Source organism: Mycoplasma sp. 6243 (assembly GCF_051200785.1).
Classification (GTDB): Bacteria; Bacillota_I; Bacilli_A; order Mycoplasmatales; family Metamycoplasmataceae; genus Mycoplasmopsis.
The window spans coordinates 158,043-175,733 of record NZ_CP195154.1; the positions used below are offsets into that span (position 1 = coordinate 158,043).

The following is a 17,691-nucleotide window of genomic DNA, read 5'->3' on the forward strand; positions in this document are numbered from 1 at the left end:
GTATACTTTTTCAACCTTGTCTTATTTTAAAAACAATATAGATGCATCGTGATTTAAACTTAAAGACATTAATTTATTGAAAACCTTAATTTTTAAACAAATGAATAAACCTGAAAATAAAACAGTAGCAACACATCTGATTACTCACCTTGTCTTTTATGGGTTCCTTAAAATCATCCAAAAGTAATAATGAAAAAATAGTTATTATAACTTCTTATGGTAGAGATTTTATAGACAAATGAATACAGGTGCTTAAACATAGATTGATTAATTTTGCTGATAGCTAAAACAGGATTATGGTTTTCTGGAGCATTGGCTATTACACCAAAAGATTTTGATTTCGTTAGGCAAACATTAAATGTATCAAAAACTTGAAATTATAAAGAAAATGGTGGATTTCTACCAACAAAAAATAAATCTTCAATTCGCAAGGTACAACTTGATTGAATGACTACATCATAGTTTGCAATGATAATAAAGGATATAGATCCGGAAAAACCTATTTTTATTTTTAAGGAACGAATTTACAATTCAACCATTAATGATACTTTGATTCGCAGGTGTAACAAAGCAAATGTTCCACTGATAACAATTCATGCCCTTAGACATACACATGCATCATTGTTGTTATATTTCGGGGTATCAATAGCTTCCGTTGCAAAGCGCCTCGGACATGCTAGTATGAATACTACCGAAAGAATTTATTTACATATCATTAACGAGTTAGAAAACAAAGATATTGATCTAGTAATGCGATCGATATCAAGTCTTATCTAAATTTTAAAACCCACGAAAATTAGGATATCAAAGAATGTTTTGATATCCTACATTTTGCAATATTTTGTGTGTTATAACCTAAACAAACATTTTTTCTAACATTTTTTTCTTAATATTTTTAATTATTTGCAACTTACGCTGATGAAGTGAAAGGATGGAGTCTAGGGAAGTGAAAAGATGAGATATTTTTTGTTGTTCAGGGAGAGAAGGGAAATACAATTTTTGTTTCAAAAACTCATCATCATTTGCTATTAAAGTATTCTTAGCACCTTTTTGTATAATAGGAAAAAGAAAATTATTTAATCTTGAATCTGATAAAAAGAAATGTTCAATAAATTTAGAATATAATTTATCTTTATAAGGTTTAAAGATAGAATATAAAATTGAAACAATACCCTTCTTAAAAGAATTAACTTTTATTATTCCGTAAGGATTCTTGTTTAACGGAGACTTTGTGTAAACTATATCACAAACATCAAAAACTTTATAATTTCTTAGGTTGTTTCCTGCAAAACTTCTTCCTAAAAATTTTATTTGATTTAGTACACCGTATTCGCCGGAAACAGACAATACATCATCTTTATTAAAAAAGTTGTTTTGATTCTTTTCTGAGTATTTATACATCATATCTCCCAATTGTTCCTGTTCTCAAGCGTGAGTAAATTCAGAGAAACGAATATTAGGAAATTTTGAGTTTTGATTAGGAAACATTTTAGATAGCAAAGTTGACTTAATGTTCATTAAAAAGTCATATTTTCGCTTATGAAGTGAAAGGTAGGAGTCTAAGGAATTGAAAAGATGAGAGATTTTTTGTTGTTCATGCTTTGATGTAGTTTTTAACAAATTCTTTTCTAACTCATTTAAATTAATATTTTTTCCTTGTCTTAATCCGTAAGTTAAAGGAACAAGAGAATTTATGAACTCACTACTTTTGAAGACATACATTCAAAAATTTGGATGATGTTTATCTATATCTCTAAATCTTAGAACATTGTAAACAGGTGATGTAAGTCCTTCAAATTTAGAAAAGGCTAAACCACTATTAAAAGACGAAAGATGCAAAACAAAGTCGTTTGGTAGAACCCTTTTAAAACTCTCAAGTGATTTAACTTTCTTTTTGGAATCTTTTAGTATCATCCCGTAATTAATTGATGCGGTTAAAAGTGGTAGATAAGCAAAACCTCTCTCATCTACACGAAATAAAATTTGTCCAAAAGCATCTTGTTCTCACTCATCTTCAAATCCATTAAACCTCAAACTAGGTACTTTTTTGTCCATTTCTATCCTTTCTTTTTATAATTATATTTAAAAATATCAATTTTTAAATAGACAAAAATAGATATCAAATAATATCTATTTTTCATCAACAAATTTATCTATAATCTTTATTGCTTCTTCAAACACCTGATGGTCATCTAAATCATTTGTATTAATTATTCTATAAGGAATATTATATTTTTGCACCAATTGTTCAAATAAAGGACGATAAAGCTGATGTAATCTTTTAAAATAATCTATATTCAAATCAAAGTTTTCAATTTCCACATTTCTACCTCTTTTTAGGATGCGATTTTTAATTACATCAAAATCAGCATCTAAAAAATTGCTAAATCAGGGTTATCTTTTAAATCTATAATATAATCGAACAAAGCATTAAATGCATTTAGATACTTTGATGGTTTTTGCTCAAGTGTAACGGTTGCAAAAATATGATGTTCAACATTAAAGCGATCTAAGAAGATGTGGTGTCGTTTATGATTATGATTTTTTAAACTCTCATCGTTTCTTTACCAGTAAGTTGATATAAATAAAGAGATATTCATAGATGCAATGCTCAAAAAACTTTATGAGAAATGAAAATTCGTTTCAAAATCAAAGATGCAAGAAATTTATTTTACTTCTGAGTCATATTAGTCAAATCTTTAACAAAAAACAGTTAAGAATTTATTTCATTTCTTAACTGTTTTAAAAGTTGTAAAAAAGATAATATACAGACATAAAAGTCCAAAATTAATCTTTTATTTTATATCTAAAAATGGTATAATATCAGAAGTTGCCGTCATAGCTCAGCAGGCAGAGCACGTCCATGGTAAGGACGGGGTCGCTGGTTCAAGTCCAGTTGTCGGCACCATTTTTTATACCTTTATTTTAAATATTATTGAATATCATTTTTTAATACATCATATGGTTTAAAACCAGTAAATTCTTTTACAAGTTTTCCGTTTCTGTATAATTTTGAATAAGGTATAGATTCAGTTCCTGATTCCTTAGCAAAAGCTCTATGAGTATCAATATTAACTCTTAAAACTTCAAAATTGTCTTTATCTGCTAACTCTTGTAAAGAACCCTTATACATTCTACATGGCCCACATCAGTCGGCATAGAAAACTACTAATCTGTCTCCTGGTTTTTGAAGTTCTGATAAAACTTCTTCTTTGTTTGATTCTCTTAACATATTTTTTGTTTCCTTTCTAATTTATATATTTATTATATACTAATTTTATAAAAAGTTAATTTTTTCGTATTTTTTTAGCTAAAAATTAACTTTTTATAAAATTAAATTTATTTTTAAGAACTTTACACAATCTTTATCTATACATATCATATTATCCAAAATAAAAATTATGATATTTTTTCACAAAATATAAATAAAAACTTGCTTAAAAATATCAAATTCTAATTATTATCGTGAATTATTAAACAAAATTTTACTAATTACTATAGTATATAATTTTGTAAGGATTTAATAATGAACAATAACTTTGAATTATCTAATTTCAGAAAAACAAGACTGATAAATTTACAAACAGTAATGCAATTTAGTGATTTAACAATACAGAGTTTAGCAAAAAAATCGGAAAATCTCTCGTAACTGTTATTAAATATAAGAAAATTATATAAAAGGGAGAAGAAGTTTATTAAAAAATTTGTTCTTCATAAGAATAGAGATAACATTCATGCTTGAAAATACTCAAATGAAGAGATAAAGAAATTAGCAGAAGATTATAATAATAAAAAACTCCTCACTCAGCGACGGGAAGAGTTCAACAGATTCATATTTGAGTTTGTTTTTATATAATGAAAAAATAAACTCGAATATATCTTACTCTCAATTTCATAAAAGACTAATAAAATTAGGTGTTACATCTGCTTTTGCTTATAAAAGTAGCGAAAATTCTGCAAAAAATATGTAAAGTATGCAAAATTAACGAATAAGGAATATCTTTTGATAATATGGTTTTTAAAAAACCTAAGAAAAAGAAGTAATTAGAACCGAACAAAGACGAAATTTCTCATTTGGTCAAAGGGTAGAAATAGATGGATGCTCACACAAATTCTTAAATAATAAAGAAATAACATTAATTGGTTCCATTGATGTAGCAACAGGTTTAATTTTGTCATTACATTTTGAGAAAAAGCAGAATCATTAAATGGACATCAATCAAATATTGAAAAAATGATAAATAATTATGGAATTCCACAAATGATTATTACAGATAACAGAAAGAATTTTTATAATTCTGCTGAATCAAATGCTTCTACATATAATGCCGTAAGAGATTTAGGAATAGAATTTATAACCACTTCTGAATCAAACGGAAAACCACATATTGAACGTTTTTGAGATTTTTGCACAAAAGAGAATTCCAAGTTGAATAAAAGACCACAATTATAAAACAATTGAAGAATTGAACCAAAATATAGGTGAATTAATGAATTATTTAAATATTACAAGAAAAAGTGTTATACAAAATCCACAAAGTAATTTCTTTAGACAACCACATAAAGAATACCTAGAAAATTACTTTGATTTAGAGATAAAAAGAAAAATTAATGCTGCTGCAGTAACTTATAATAATGTAAATTATGCACCCTATGAAAATGACAAAAGAATTAAAATTAATAGCAGCACAGATATAAAATTTGTCATAGGAACAGACGAAAAATTATATTTTAGAACCAAAAATAAAAGATATGAAGCAAAACCGATATCTACAAAAGATATGACTCATTATGAGAAAATAGCATTCTGAAAAACGCTGTCATTAGGGGTAAAAGAAGTATAAATCATATCAAGACTTCTTTCGAGTGGTTTCTCCTTTAATAAATTACTTGATTTAAAAATTAGAAAAATTGCTTCATCTGATAAATATACAGACTGATGAAATAAAAATATTGCAACAAATACTAGATGAACTCGAAGATGCTCGTAAAAAACTCGATAACATCACAAATTTATAAAATCAAACAAACAAAATTTATGAATATTTTACCAAAGCAGTAGCCTGGGATTTTCCTTTACAGGAAAATCGTTTAAAACATACACACTACAAATGTTTTTAAGGGTTTCTCACTTTTACCACTTCTAACCCCCGCCTAATGACGAAAATAGGTAGGGAATTTTCTTTTTGAAAAAAGAAACAAAAAACTTTATATCTGTGGCAGATACGCAAATATTTTATTTGCTACAAGTCACTTTTTCAGATTTTGTTTTTTATATTTTTATATAAAGGTGTTTTATTATAAAAAGTAAAACAGAAAAATCTTAAATTAAACTTTTTTATGGTATTAAAAAAACTGGTAAAAAAGTGATTAATCCTGCTTTATGCTATATAATTTTTATACATTGTAACTATGTAAAGTTTTGAATAATATTTCAGATAAAAATATCAAATTCTAATTATTATAACAAAATGTGAAATAATTATTATGGATGCAAGCAAAAATTAATAATTTAGTTCACTCGTTTTCAACCATTGTTTGTTTAATGTATAGATATCCTTGAAGTTTATATTCATAATATTATCGCTCCTTTCTTAATATTTGCGATATCCTTATTGATTTTTTACCCTTTTTATAATCGCATATCTTTCGTCTTTCGACTTGCTTGGATCCAAAATATCATTTTTTTACCTCCTTTGTAAAGATTTTTATATTATTCAATTTTTTATTTCTCGTTTTCAATTATTCGTAAAATTTATTATTGTTATTTTGTTTTATAAAAAATCAGTCCATATTAATGGACTGGTTTTATTTATTTGCTTCATTTTAAGAAAGCACCAGATTTATCAGTAAAACTTTCTGTAATTATCATAATAATATCTATTATTCATCATACAAAACCTGCACCAAGAGTTAAGAAAAATAAAACTCCTGTTCCTGCTTTACCTACATAGAAACGATGTGCTCCTATGACACCAAGAAAAATGCACAGGATTAATGCAACTAAATTACTTTTTGGAGACTGTATTGTCATTTTTTCCTTTCTTTTTTTTGTGTTTTTTCTTAATTTTAAACAAAAAAAAAAAAAACAGGTTGGTCAAAATCTGCTATATTTATGATGCTAAATATGGAAAATATATGAAAAGTAAATAAAATTCGGTTCACATGAACCGAAATTAATTATTAACCTAACTTTATAACTTCATCAAATTTTTCTAATTGCTCTGTATTTAAATGATGTGAAACTAGCAAAATTGTTTTAGATGATTCTAATAAAGTATTTAAAATCTTATCTGATAAATCTTTATTTAAATTGGATAATGTTTCATCTAATAGCATCACATCCTTTTCTTGATAAAAACTTCTTGCAAGTGTTAATCTTTGTTTTTGTCCTAATGATAAATTATTATATGAATCAAAATCTTTATCCTTAAACTTCTGTATTACTTCTTCATCCATATATGCTTGTTTAAGTGCTTTTAGAACCTTTTCTTCGTTATTTTCAAGTAACGAAACATTATTAAATGGATTAACATCAAAAACAAAATTTTCTGCGTTCAAATAACTTAAATTATCCTTAATCGATGCATCAGTATAAGTTTTTACATCAGTATTATTAACTAATATTTGTCCTTGATAATCATTGATATTATTAATAAGTAAATTTAATAAAGTAGATTTTCCACAACCAGATGGCCCAATAATAGCATATTTTTTGCCTTTTTTAAAGGTATAATTGAAGTTATCAAATAAGAGCTTATTTTCATATCCAAAAGTTAAATTCTTAACTTGTATGCTTTCAACAGGTTGCATTTTTACATTTCCACGATCTTTATCAAAGTTAAGGTCTAGCATTTTATATAAAACCTTTGAAGCCAATACATATTTTATTCCATCAACCATTTTTGAAAAGTTGTCTTTACTATCATCCATTCCTTTTTTAAAGGTATATATTAAACCAATAGAAATTGATAATGGATTTTTTATATATAAAAATCCTAGCACAATTAAACCTACAATCACACCTATTTCAGTAATAGCATTTGATAAATTGTTATTTCAAACATTAATATTATCAAAATGATAAACTTTTTGATAATATTCTTTTACTTCATTTTCAATAAACTTATATAAGAGTTCTTGATTATTCGAAAAATATAATAATGAATATCTTTCTAAGTAGTAAGTTAATTTTGATGTTAATTCATTTAATACAAGTTGATTTTGCTCAACATATCAACTAATTTTTTTATAAAAGATAAAGTTAGGTAATGCTGATAAAAGTAAAATTCCTATTACAAAAACAAATGCGATGATGTTGGATAATCCAAAGAAAATTAATATTACAGTTAAATTAATTGCAGTAGATAAAAAGTTTACAAGTGGAAGCAGTGAATTATATGAGATCGCATTTGCATTATTATAAACTTGTTCAAAGGCTTGTTGCGATGAATAATTTAATTTTGTTTTTGAGTCTGCTTTAAATAATTGGTTGTAAAAGATTCTAGAAACTGATTTTGCTGTATATATACCAAATTTATTTGAAAGCATATAATAAAAATAAGTGCTTATCGATGACATAATATATGCAGCCACAATTACAATTAATAAAATACCAAAACTTAAAAATGCATCATTTTTAACAAATGTGTATTGCCTGATAACAGCATTAACTGCATAACCTTCTAAGATAGATAAAACAAATTGAAAACTATTAACTATGATAGCAACCAAAACAAAAAACAAAAATGGTGTTTTTATTTTTGATATAACATTTTTCATTATGCTACCTCTAAATTAATTACTGCATCATATAAACTAGCATCATCAAGATGATGTGTACAGTTAATTAATAATAAATCTGGATTTTGCATTAATTTATTAAATAAATCTTTTGTATTTTCTTTGTCAAGATTCGATGCTGCTTCATCTAAAATTAAAAGATTCTTGTTTCGATAAAAATGACGAGCAAAATTTAATCTTTGTTTTTGTCCTGTAGATAAGGCTGTGTCACTTTCTATAACATAATCTAGGTTAAATTCGGTTAAATTAGCTTGTTTTAGAGCTAATTTAACTTGATCTTGCATATTTTCTTTTCATAAAGTGACATTATTATATATGCTATCATAAAATACATTCTCTTTGCTATTTAAATATGTAAATGAATTATTTCATACACTTACATCTATATCTTTGATTTCTTGATCGTTTACTTTAATGCTTCCATTGTATCCATGAAGTTGCTTTAAAATTAAATTCAATAATGTAGACTTACCAGATCCAGATTTACCTACTATTGCATACTTTTTACCTTTATAAAAGGTAAAATTAAAGTCTTTAAAAATTACATTTTCTTCATATGCAAAATTCAAATTAGTTATTCGAATTTTTTCTACATTTATTTCTGCATTATCTTTGTTTGAAGCAACAAATTCACTACTAAAATCCTTTAAATAACTTTTATAAGCAATGTAATTTTGATTTACATAAATTGTATAACGCAGTTGAATTGAAAGGGTATAAAAGTAGCCAGGAACAGCAAATATTGCACCAAGTGGTTCATGTTGGTAGAAAATAAAGTAACCGATAATAAACATCATTAATATATATGAGATATATTGAAAACCACTGTTGATTACTTCTAATTTGATAACGGTACTTTGTGTTTTATCCAAATCTTTTAATCATTTTTTTAATGTCACATCGATAAAATCAAATAATTTTTCAGGTTTATTTAAATATCATAAGAACTTAAATCCATTAAAGATGTTTTGTAATGTTGCAACATGAGATTCCATTGAAAACATAAATTTCTTATGCATTCTCCCAGCAATTGTTGATAAAAAGAAAGGAAAAATAAATGAAATTAACAATATCACAAGTCCTATTAATGCAAATTTTCAACTTATCACAAACATAACAATCAATGTTGCAACTTGCACAAAGACACCTATGACTGTATCAAAGAGACTTGTAAATAAAAATTCTTGTAGTTCTGGCACACGTTTGTTAATTCAAACTAGGTATCTACCTTCTTTGTTTTCAGTGACTTCATGCGATGACAAAGTAGAAATTTTCGAAACTGCTCCTTTAGTTAACAATGTGCTAACATATTGTTTTAATTTATTCTTCAGAAGTAGTTGCATCAATGTGGCAACTAAGAATATAACAGTTAAAGATATAACAACTATTAAATTTGTTTGAAATAATGCTTTATCACCACTTTTGATGCTATCAATCAATGAAGCAATAAAATAAACAACTATCGATGATGCTGCAACTGAAATAATACTAAAAATAAAGATATAAAACAACAAAGGTTTATTATTAAATAGTCTTTTCAACTTTCTCCTTTCTATATTTAAAGACTTTATAAAGCAGATGCAATCCTTGATACCCATTTCAAAAACTTGCATCTATTTCTCTTTTGTCATAATCAATGATCTTTTGATCCCTTAAACAAATGTTTATAAATGCTATATGCTTATTGATTTTATCATTATTAATGTTATATAATTCAACATAAAGATAATGCACTAATAAAATACCTGCATAACCGTTTGCTAAACTTATTTTTCTTGTAAATGATTTGAATAACTTATTAGAAATTAACATAATTTCTTCATCAAAGTCATGGATATTAAACTTATATTTAGCAAAAAGCAAAAGGCTATATATGTTTTAAATGTGTTTTATTTGAAAATAATGTATAATTTAATAATGTCAACAAAAGATGAAAAACTCAAACAACTAAAATTAATGGCAAATTCATGAATAAAGTCATTTACTGACCTTCCGAATGATGTTAAAGAAGTATTAGCATCTTATATTACTTCATGAAATAATAGTAAAGATATAACAATAGAAAAACCTAAATATTGTCATAGATGTGGATCTGTAAAGATACACAAGCACGGTTCAACAAACAACATCGCCTCGTTATAGATGTTTAGATTGTAAGAAAACTTTTAGTAATTGCACTGGAACAGTTTTTGAAAGGTTAAGAAAAACACATCAAGTTTAAATATCAAATGTTTCTTGAGTGTCATTTAAAGAAATTAACACTTAAAGAAACTGGCATGATTTGTGGAATTAATTTAAAAACGAACTTTTGTTTGAAGACATAAATTATTAGATTTTATTAAATCTAAGCAAAAAGAATCAGATGTCAGTAGTGGAATAATCGAACTTGACGAAATATATTTTCTTGATGTAAAAAAGGTAGACACAAGAACGGAATAGGTAGAGCAGCAAGAAAACGTGGAAAATCTTTATACTATAACTCAAAAAGAGGTATAAATAGTGATTTAGATTGTGTTTCTACTATGGTTGATAGAAATGGGGAATCGCAATTTCTTATTTAGGAAAAGGTAAACCTTCTGCAGAAAAACTATATTTTGCTTTTAAATACAAAGTTAAAAATCCTGAATCTGCAAAATTTATAACTGATGGGGAAACATCATATAAACCTTTTATAAATAAGATAGGTGCATCTCATTATATTGTTGATGTTTCTAAGAAAAAATCTTTTGTTTATAAAGAAAATTCAGATAAAACAAAAAGTGTAAGGGAAAAATTACATATACAAAATGTTAATAATTTTCATCGCAAGATTAAAGAATTAATTGAAAATGTATATAACGGAGTTTCAAGTAAAAATTTAGATAAGTATATAAATTGGGTAAAGTGAACAAGAATAAACAAAGGAAATCATTATTCAATGATGATGACTTTAAATAAATTTTTAACAAGCAGGTAAAAATAAGACAAAAAGATTTTTTGGATTCTTAAAATATAACAAAAAATAAGAATTTAAATTAAATAATAAGTTGTTTTTTAGTTTTTTAACAAAAACATTTAAAATTATTTAAAAACACACATTTAAAACATAAATAGCCAAGCAAAATATATAAAATACCTGCACTTCCGTTTATTAAATATGGTGAATGATAATTTCCTGTATCATAAAACAGATTATAATCTAACTTTTCTTTTATAGATTTATATCATTTTTCAAGGACTAATTTTGCTTCATAACTTGTTTTTATATCAATAAGAACTTGTAAAATACTTTGGAAAGCAAAATTGCTATAAATTAATCTTAAATTTAGGTAATTAAATATATCAGTTATACTTGAAATCGCTGGTAATAAATCATTTTTATTGCCAAAGATTTCATTTATTATTTCAAGGTTATACAACGAATCAAAATGTTTAATAGTTAGTTTTCTATTAAATACTTTAAATAAAAAAATTGCAATGTTTAAGAGTTCATACGAGTTGTTCAAATAAAAAATGAGTGATAAATAATCTGATGGATTTAAGGAAGAATCTTTTTTATAATCAAATAGAAAATCTAATAACATATAGAAAATCTTCATTTTATCTGTAGAGTGTGTTAAATTATTAGTATTACAATAAGGATTTTTAACATTCATTGGTGATGAACTTTTATGATATTGTGAATGTTCTAAATCAACAAAATAGAGCATCTTTTTATCTTCATTATAAAGAAAATTATCCATTTTCACATCGTTTAAAACAACTGGACTGTTTTTTAATGTATTAAAGAAATATCTAAATGAATCAATTAAATCAATAACTTTATTTTGTTTTGCTTCACTAACATCATAAAGTAAATTATAATCATATTTATATAGATCTAGTTGTTTTCCTTCGCAATATTTATATACATAAAAAATACTTTGCGAATTTCAGAATTTCTCAATATATACTGGAAAATTTGGTATTTCAGATATAGATGCAATTATTGACTCATGCTCTCTTGCTTTAAGGTTTTCACCGTTTAAAAAGTATTTTTTACTTTCTTTTATCACATATTTTTGGTTATCCTTTGTTGCTAATCATATATTAGAAAAGGAATCAAATGTTATTAAACCTATTAAGTTATAACCATTAATTATTTTAGAAATTGGTTTACTGTAAAATAAATCTTTGATATCAGCAGGTTTATACATTTTTACAATTTTTTTATATTCATTTTCATCTTTTTTACTAATACTGCCATATCGATAATGAATAATACTCTTTTTATATTGCTTATCTGAATATGTTAAAGGTGCTTTAAATTCCTTTAAAATTGGATATAAATTAATAATTATTTCTTTTGCTTCTTTTGCACTTGTAGGATAAATAGTAATAAATTTACCAGTCAAATTGTTTAATTGTTTTTCAAATAAACTCTGATATAAAACCTTGTAATTTTGGATATATTTAAAACTTATGTTATGAATCTTACAAAATGTAACTACTCGTTGCAGAATATCATTATAAGATTTTATATCAGTTGAAATATGTATTTTTCAACCTTTATCAGGCAGTTTTGCTTTACGATATTTATAATATGCAAAAGTTTCATCATTATAAATATCACATCTGTTATCAAATTTATCATAAAATCTTTTTATTTTAATCAAAGTACTAATTTTGACCCCTTATTTTATAAATCAATATGATAAATTTATCATCTAGGAAATATTGGACAGATGATTGTAATAATTCTTTTTGATTCTAATGTAGCAACTTCAGATGAAGATTCAGCGAGTAAAATCTTTTCCATAGTATGTGGCTGTACTAAATCAAAGTTAAAGAGTTCCATTTTTTTAATCCCCTTTCATTTTATAAGTTATATAAAATTACAATATTAATGTTTTAAATATTGTAATGAAATTTAATACAAAAGTATTACAATAAAACTTATAGTTTTAATTCAAATTTTCATATAACTCAGATGTATTATATCACATACTATCTTTATAGTTAAATACATTTTGAAATTTATTTAGCAATGTTTGCTAGTAGTTTTAAACCTCAGTATAATAATGTAAAAAATAAAATGATTGAAAGCACAATAAGCACAACAAGCAAAATAAATGAAACAATTGCTATTATCGGAATAATCATTATAGAAAACATTGATAAACTTTGTATCGGTTTTCAAGGTCCATAGAACTTATGATTTTCAAACATTGATGCAGCCATTAAAATATGAGATGCAAACATAAAAAAATGCTGATGCAATCATTAATGTATATAATAATCCAATTAAAAATTGCACAAAACCTGTAATAAACGGAAATCATACAGAAAAGTTTTTTATTACATCAATTACAAACCAATAAAAATCATATAACGATCAAATACTGACAATTAAGAAAAATACCATCAGTATACAGGAAAATAAAATTCATATCCAACCATTTTCTTTGATATTATTTCCTAAATATATAATATAAATAACTATAAATGCCGTTTCAGCTGCGATATAGATAGCAATTAAAGTCAGTAAACTCACCTTATATGAAAATAGCCATATTGTAGGATTCAGGATGATTCTTAACGCATTAAGTATGCTAATAACTAAGAAAACAATATTTATTATTGGTAAATAAACAAAAATTTCTATTGATTCAATTTTTTCTGTTGAGCCTTTTCAACTTTGTATATCAAAAAGGTTTTACAGAAACCCTCATAAATATTTAAAAGGTTCTGTAATTACCAATAATAAAATTTCCATAAAACAATTTTATCAAATCTACACAAACTACATAAATTTGATTCAAAAAAGTAGCATTTGCTACTTATTTGAATTCATTAATTTTTGTAAATCATCTCAGGCTTTTTGTAATTCAGTAAGTTTTGCTGTTTTGCTCATTCCATATACTTTATATGCCTTTGCATAAATTTCAGTTCCTTTAGTTAAAGTATATTCACGATCAGCAAATTTTCTTAGCAATCTTCTGACTTTTTTACTAATATCACTGCGTTCTTTGATCAAAGCATCTGCTGTGTTAGTCTTAAACTTATAAGTTTTTGACATACTTCCATCTTCAGATGTTACAACAACTGTTAGGGTTTCATCTTGATAAGATGTAAAAATATTAGCATTATTTGTTGCAGAAAATGTTAATAAGTTAAGACTTTGATCAACTGCTAATGTATAATCAGTAATTTCTGGATGTTCATTAAATCCTGGATAATTGTTGTTTGCATATTTTACATTTAATGTAAAGGTGCTTTCTTTTGTTACATTTGTATCAGGTGATAACGCTTGCAGTTCTTTAATAACTACTGCATCTGATCCATTCGGTAAAGTAAATTTTATTCTTACTGCATATGCATCAACTGGTTTAGCAAAGATTAACTCAGTATAATCATTTGGTTTAATAGTTGGGTTTTGGTTTTGTAAGGTGATGTGGGTTCAGGTACCAGTTTTTAAGTTTGTTGCATTTGATGAGTCATCATTTAGATTAGATAATTGACTTTTATTTGAACTATCCAATCCTGTGACTGCTGAAGATAAATATTCGACACTTAAATTAGTAGGAATACCAATTTTTTTATCAGTATCAGCTGCTGCAAATCATACTTTAACTCGATCTATTTTAACTGATGCTGATGTGGTTGAACCAAAAGCTATACCAACATAATTTTCATTTACTTTTGCTGGTGTATCTGGTGTTTGTTTTACAGTTTTTCCTTCTTGTACTTCTGCAACAGTTGATACTTCCATTGATTGAGTCATAGGTTCTGAAACTGATGAACCTTTCCCTGAACTACCAGTCGAGGTTGAAGAATCAGTATGTGAACCTTCAGCACCACTATTTGTTGAAACTGTATGAGTTTCTTCTTGCGAACCCTCATCAGTTGTTTGTCCATCATTAGATTTTGCTGGAGAAGCAGAACCACCTTCTCCTGATGCACCTGCATTTTCTTGTGTATTTTTACCTTCTTCTGACTTTGTATTTTGTGCAACTACATTATGCTTATTGCTTCAAACAGAAGTTGTTGTTGATGCATCAGCAGTTCCGTCATTTAATGAATCTACAGAATATGTGACAGCAGTAGAATTGTCACTTGATGCACTTGCAGTCATAGTAGATGAAGCAAATGCAGCAGGGAATAAATCAGAACTTCCTGATGTTTTTTGTGAAACAACAGTTGTTTTTGTAGTAGTGGTTCTTGGAACTTTACGTACAAATAATTTTACTGTTAAATTTGTTCCTGTAACTGTTGCTGTTTTTTCAACAATCTGATCAGAATTTAATTCATCTTCTGTTAAATTTTCAAATGTAACAGATTTAGTATATGAATTACCTAAATCATCATAAACAGTAACTGATGTAGGTAAGATAGGAGCATATCCAGATAATGTTGCAATATGTGTATCTGCAACTTTTACCAAATCATGTACGGAAACAGCAGCAGTTACATCACGAGTAAATCCACGATATGACACAGTTCCTTTATAAGTATAAAAACCTACTTTATCGGCTTTTTCTGGAACATTATCTCATGTTACATCAATTCATCTAGGATATTTATCACCTGGATAAATTGCTTCGATGTATTTAGGTAAATTAATATTATCACCTTTTAAAACATCAATAGTCTGTGTCTTAGCAACGGATAAATTATCCATATAGAAAGCATTTGAACCAGGTGTTTCATTAACATTAATATTTACTGGTGCAGATGTATAATCAACTCCTTGGTATTTTACTTTTAATACCACAGGTTGACTATTGGTAAAGTGTCTACCGATAAAGTATCCATCTTGATAATCAAAGAAAATATTAGTTAAATTTGAATTAACTAATTCAAATTTAAATCCATCCTTATCTAATCACTCGGGTGTAATTTTAGTTCCATCTTCTAAAACTAATGAAGCATCAACTGCTTGTGCTTGTCCAATGGTAATATCCGAAACCGAGAACGCTACAGTTTTTAATTTATTAATTAATTTATGAGTATATGTATATGTTTTTGTAACTCCAGTTTCCGATCATACAAAAGCATAATATTTTTTAGTAAACTTATCGATTTGAATGCTAAAAGTTTGCATTCTAGCTCTTGATGGATTTGGTAGGTTAAAATCAACTTTTGTTGGGAATCCATCTGTAAAACTACTACTTCCTTGATAATCTAATTTATCAGCAGCAAACGATGTTGATGTATCAGATGTAACTCCATTCCCTTTTACAACTATCGATTCTAATGAATCGCTGGCATCCTTTGTTCGATGTCCGGTAGTTTTTGTGGCTCCATAAACAAATACTTCAAGTAATCCAAATACATATGATTTTGTCGGTACATCTGTTCTTGGATAATTGACATAATCAAAACGAACATATCTAGCATGTACTTTTTCAAAAGTAATCTTATAATTATTAGAATTATTTTCATTAGTAACTCCGACAGTAGATGAATTTACTAATGTAAAATCAGAATATTTTGATTGATTAAATACCCGATGGAAATTAACTCCATCTTCTGAAGTTGAAATATATAGACTTTTCGGCCCATTTGTTCCAGTATTATAATCAGCAAACATAAATAACTTAACACCACCTATATCTTGCGCAGTCTTTAAATCGATAGTAATTTGACCTGTCTGAGCATTCGCTTGACGATCACCTACTCAGTTATTAGAATTATTATCTCTGTTATTTCAAGTTCCATCAACTATTTTTTCTATACCAGTTTGTGCTGGGACAGCCGTTGCAGTTGCATGATTAGGATCAGATGAGGTTGTATCTACAATATTTTGTGTTCCTGTAGTGTAATTACTATCAACAACCTTTAAATAAGCAGTAACTTCTTTATCAGCATAAGCATTTAAATGTCCTTTGATTTGAATATCACTTGATGTTCCGTTTGCAGTTGAAACATTAGTTGTAGAATTTCAAGTTACAGCTTCTGGTTTACTATCATATTTAGAAAACACATTTACTGTTGCAGGCAAACTAATTGAATCATTTTCATAGACTGTTATATAAGGACTTTCAACTTGATATGCATTTTCAAAGGTATATACTTCATATTCTTTTACAAATGATTTACCATCAACTGTCGCAGTTATTTGGTAGACTGCGGCTCTGGTTTTATCAACTTTAGCACTATCTCATGTGACATCAACTTCCTTTTTGCTTCCATCGCTATAAATAGCATTGACTTTAGAAGGTAAAACAAGTTCATTGTTTATTTCACTATGTAAATTATTTGCATCTATATCTAAAATACTTGCAGGTTGTTTAGAAGTTTGTTCTTCATCTAAATCATCTGTATCACTAGGATTTAGTTCATTAGCATTACCAGGGGGTGTGGTTTGGTTTTCACTACCATTACCAGGTTTGCTATCAACGTTTCCTTGGCTGTTACCTGAATTTTGTCCACCATTTTCTGGTGGTGTTGTTTGTGAACCGTTCCCTGAACCATCACCTGGTTTATTACCACTTTCGCCAGAACCACCTGGATTTTGTGTTTGTGAACCACTTCCTTGTCCTGGTTTTATTTCTTCACCTGGATTAGTTGTTTCACCACCTCCTGGTTTTTGAGTTCCATCACCAGGTTTGCTTCCTTCATCAGGTGGTGTTTGATTGCCTGGTTTAGGTTGTTCACCTGGTGTTTTTCCTTCTTCAGGTGTTTTCGGTTTGGTAGTTGAACCTTGACTGCCGCAACTAGCCGCTATCGCTGTGGTAGAAGCAGATATAAATAAAAGCGATGTAAGTAATTTATCCTTTTTCCTCATAATTATTCCTTTTACATTATTTGAATATTTATAAAACTTTATTTTCTAGTAAATTTGTTTTATTACAAAAACAATGTTTTTGAAAATAAAACACTTTCTATTTTATTTAAATTTTTGAATTGTTTTTTTTTTTTTTTGTT

Annotated in this window: 18 protein-coding genes and 1 tRNA gene; 8 read left to right on the forward strand and 11 right to left on the reverse strand. The window is 26.8% G+C overall.

Annotated features, from left to right (window positions below):
* The first annotated feature begins 16 nt into the window (after positions 1 to 16).
* The 3 genes from ACR82Z_RS00705 (at position 17) to ACR82Z_RS00715 (ending at position 777) form a co-directional block, all read left to right on the forward strand.
* Positions 17 to 187 carry a hypothetical protein gene (locus ACR82Z_RS00705; RefSeq protein ID WP_435129859.1) on the forward strand — a complete coding sequence of 57 codons (171 nt, stop codon included), beginning with the start codon at positions 17 to 19 and terminating at the stop codon, positions 185 to 187.
* A gap of 86 nt (positions 188 to 273) precedes the next feature.
* Positions 274 to 462: a hypothetical protein gene (locus ACR82Z_RS00710; protein WP_435129862.1), complete on the forward strand. Its 189-nt coding sequence runs from the start codon at positions 274 to 276 to the stop codon at positions 460 to 462.
* Between the two features lie 6 nt (positions 463 to 468).
* Entirely contained in the window at positions 469 to 777 is a 309-nt protein-coding gene (locus ACR82Z_RS00715) for a tyrosine-type recombinase/integrase (protein ID WP_435129865.1), read from the forward strand.
* Between the two features lie 78 nt (positions 778 to 855).
* On the opposite strand, the gene ACR82Z_RS00720 is transcribed toward ACR82Z_RS00715, so the two are convergent.
* Positions 856 to 2,055, reverse strand: a complete 1,200-nt coding sequence (locus ACR82Z_RS00720; protein WP_435129868.1) for a hypothetical protein — start codon at positions 2,053 to 2,055, stop codon at positions 856 to 858.
* 75 nt (positions 2,056 to 2,130) lie between these two features.
* Positions 2,131 to 2,376, reverse strand: coding sequence for a hypothetical protein (locus tag ACR82Z_RS00725; protein ID WP_435130630.1), 246 nt, complete (start codon positions 2,374 to 2,376; stop codon positions 2,131 to 2,133).
* Positions 2,377 to 2,832: 456 nt separating this feature from the next.
* Between ACR82Z_RS00725 and ACR82Z_RS00730 the strand changes: the two genes are divergently transcribed.
* Positions 2,833 to 2,908: transfer RNA gene (locus ACR82Z_RS00730), tRNA-Thr, on the forward strand.
* Positions 2,909 to 2,932: 24 nt separating this feature from the next.
* Here the strand turns inward: ACR82Z_RS00730 and ACR82Z_RS00735 are convergent.
* Positions 2,933 to 3,232 carry a thioredoxin family protein gene (locus tag ACR82Z_RS00735; RefSeq protein ID WP_435129871.1) on the reverse strand — a complete coding sequence of 100 codons (300 nt, stop codon included), beginning with the start codon at positions 3,230 to 3,232 and terminating at the stop codon, positions 2,933 to 2,935.
* A gap of 294 nt (positions 3,233 to 3,526) precedes the next feature.
* Between ACR82Z_RS00735 and ACR82Z_RS00740 the strand changes: the two genes are divergently transcribed.
* From ACR82Z_RS00740 to ACR82Z_RS00750, 3 genes are all read left to right on the forward strand, one after another.
* Positions 3,527 to 3,649: a hypothetical protein gene (locus ACR82Z_RS00740; protein WP_435129216.1), complete on the forward strand. Its 123-nt coding sequence runs from the start codon at positions 3,527 to 3,529 to the stop codon at positions 3,647 to 3,649.
* 585 nt (positions 3,650 to 4,234) lie between these two features.
* Positions 4,235 to 4,453, forward strand: coding sequence for a hypothetical protein (locus ACR82Z_RS00745; protein WP_435129874.1), 219 nt, complete (start codon positions 4,235 to 4,237; stop codon positions 4,451 to 4,453).
* Complete coding sequence (locus ACR82Z_RS00750; protein WP_435129877.1) at positions 4,389 to 4,844, forward strand: hypothetical protein; 456 nt, start codon at positions 4,389 to 4,391, stop codon at positions 4,842 to 4,844. Before ACR82Z_RS00745 ends, ACR82Z_RS00750 begins: the two co-directional genes overlap by 65 nt.
* Positions 4,845 to 5,812: 968 nt before the next feature.
* Here ACR82Z_RS00750 and ACR82Z_RS00755 read toward each other — a convergent pair.
* From ACR82Z_RS00755 to ACR82Z_RS00770, 4 genes are all read right to left on the reverse strand, one after another.
* Entirely contained in the window at positions 5,813 to 6,034 is a 222-nt protein-coding gene (locus ACR82Z_RS00755; protein WP_435129880.1) for a TM2 domain-containing protein, read from the reverse strand.
* Positions 6,035 to 6,183: 149 nt separating this feature from the next.
* A complete protein-coding gene (locus ACR82Z_RS00760) occupies positions 6,184 to 7,782 on the reverse strand; it encodes an ATP-binding cassette domain-containing protein (protein WP_435129882.1) in 1,599 nt (532 codons plus the stop codon).
* The gene (locus ACR82Z_RS00765; RefSeq protein ID WP_435129885.1) at positions 7,782 to 9,344 is read right to left on the reverse strand and encodes an ATP-binding cassette domain-containing protein; all 1,563 of its coding nucleotides are present in this window, start codon (positions 9,342 to 9,344) and stop codon (positions 7,782 to 7,784) included. Before ACR82Z_RS00765 ends, ACR82Z_RS00760 begins: the two co-directional genes overlap by 1 nt.
* Complete coding sequence (locus ACR82Z_RS00770; protein WP_435129887.1) at positions 9,328 to 9,666, reverse strand: hypothetical protein; 339 nt, start codon at positions 9,664 to 9,666, stop codon at positions 9,328 to 9,330. The genes ACR82Z_RS00765 and ACR82Z_RS00770 overlap by 17 nt, the downstream gene beginning before the upstream one ends.
* Before the next feature lie 54 nt (positions 9,667 to 9,720).
* On the opposite strand from ACR82Z_RS00770, the gene ACR82Z_RS00775 reads away from it, so the two are divergent.
* Positions 9,721 to 9,945 carry a hypothetical protein gene (locus ACR82Z_RS00775; protein ID WP_435129890.1) on the forward strand — a complete coding sequence of 75 codons (225 nt, stop codon included), beginning with the start codon at positions 9,721 to 9,723 and terminating at the stop codon, positions 9,943 to 9,945.
* Between the two features lie 899 nt (positions 9,946 to 10,844).
* Here the strand turns inward: ACR82Z_RS00775 and ACR82Z_RS00780 are convergent.
* From ACR82Z_RS00780 to ACR82Z_RS00795, 4 genes are all read right to left on the reverse strand, one after another.
* Positions 10,845 to 12,437, reverse strand: coding sequence for a hypothetical protein (locus ACR82Z_RS00780; RefSeq protein ID WP_435129893.1), 1,593 nt, complete (start codon positions 12,435 to 12,437; stop codon positions 10,845 to 10,847).
* A gap of 44 nt (positions 12,438 to 12,481) precedes the next feature.
* Positions 12,482 to 12,619, reverse strand: coding sequence for a hypothetical protein (locus tag ACR82Z_RS00785; protein ID WP_435129896.1), 138 nt, complete (start codon positions 12,617 to 12,619; stop codon positions 12,482 to 12,484).
* Between the two features lie 179 nt (positions 12,620 to 12,798).
* Positions 12,799 to 13,023, reverse strand: a complete 225-nt coding sequence (locus tag ACR82Z_RS00790; protein WP_435129899.1) for a hypothetical protein — start codon at positions 13,021 to 13,023, stop codon at positions 12,799 to 12,801.
* Positions 13,024 to 13,597: 574 nt separating this feature from the next.
* The gene (locus ACR82Z_RS00795; protein WP_435129902.1) at positions 13,598 to 17,551 is read right to left on the reverse strand and encodes an Ig-like domain-containing protein; all 3,954 of its coding nucleotides are present in this window, start codon (positions 17,549 to 17,551) and stop codon (positions 13,598 to 13,600) included.
* Positions 17,552 to 17,691 lie beyond the last annotated feature (140 nt).